The organism is Nocardia sp. 852002-20019_SCH5090214 (assembly GCF_001665865.1).
Classification (GTDB): domain Bacteria; phylum Actinomycetota; class Actinomycetes; order Mycobacteriales; family Mycobacteriaceae; genus Nocardia; species Nocardia nova.
This window is the reverse complement of record NZ_LZMK01000369.1, coordinates 1-723: the sequence shown is the minus strand read 5'-3', so window position 1 is coordinate 723 and position 723 is coordinate 1. Positions and strand designations below refer to the sequence as shown.

The 723-nt window shown below is 64.0% G+C and carries 2 protein-coding genes; one reads left to right on the top strand and one right to left on the bottom strand.

The genetic code is table 11. The annotated features are described in order from the left end of the window. The coding region (locus A5780_RS41420) for a hypothetical protein (protein WP_197521920.1) at nt 1-306 on the top strand (306 nt) is incomplete at its 5' end. Nucleotides 307-414: 108 nt separating this feature from the next. Here the strand turns inward: A5780_RS41420 and A5780_RS42265 are convergent. Then, on the bottom strand, nt 415-723 hold a 309-nt coding region (locus A5780_RS42265), incomplete at its 5' end, for a hypothetical protein (protein ID WP_231983149.1).

Genomic DNA, 723 nt, shown 5'->3' with positions numbered 1-723 from the left:
GAACAACGCCGCGACCGCCGCATCCGAGCGTTGCACGACAAGATCGGTCACCTCGAACAGGCCGCCGCAACCGAAATCGCCGTGCACCACACCAGGCAGACTTCGGCCGTGGCGCGCATGAACGAGCACGGATGCAGCACCGACGACATCGCCGAACTACTCGAAATCAGCGTCAAGAACGCGCGGCAACTACGTGCCGCCGGGCGGGCAGAGCCCGAACCAGGCGTGCAGACGGCACATCCTGAGAGCGAGCCACCGCTCAACGAGCCGCAGCCGTCCGTGGAATCGGCAGAACAATCGCCCTAACTGGGAACCCGGAAATGCCCTGCCGCCGGGATCGCCGACCAAACGGTGCGCAAGCGAACTACGCCGGGCCTGCGGCAGTGAAGTCCTAAGAGCGTTGTTTACGGGTGATCACGCGTCGTTGAGGTAACCCCCGGCGTTCCAGACGATCCCCTGGAAACCGCCTGGGGAAACCGGATGTCGCACCGGGATTCCAGCGGCGGGCGCGAAGGGCCAAAAGCACATGCCACATCGATGGCAGTACACCCCTGCGCGCCACACCGCATAAGCCGCAGGCGCGCCGCGGCGAATCCGAGCCGACCGTCGCAGTCTCCGGAACGCGAACCACAAAATCAGCAACGACGGCAGCGCGAGGAAAAGCGCAAAACCAAAAGCCCCAATCAAAATCGAAGCAGTCGAGACGTCCGGATGTGGACGGCT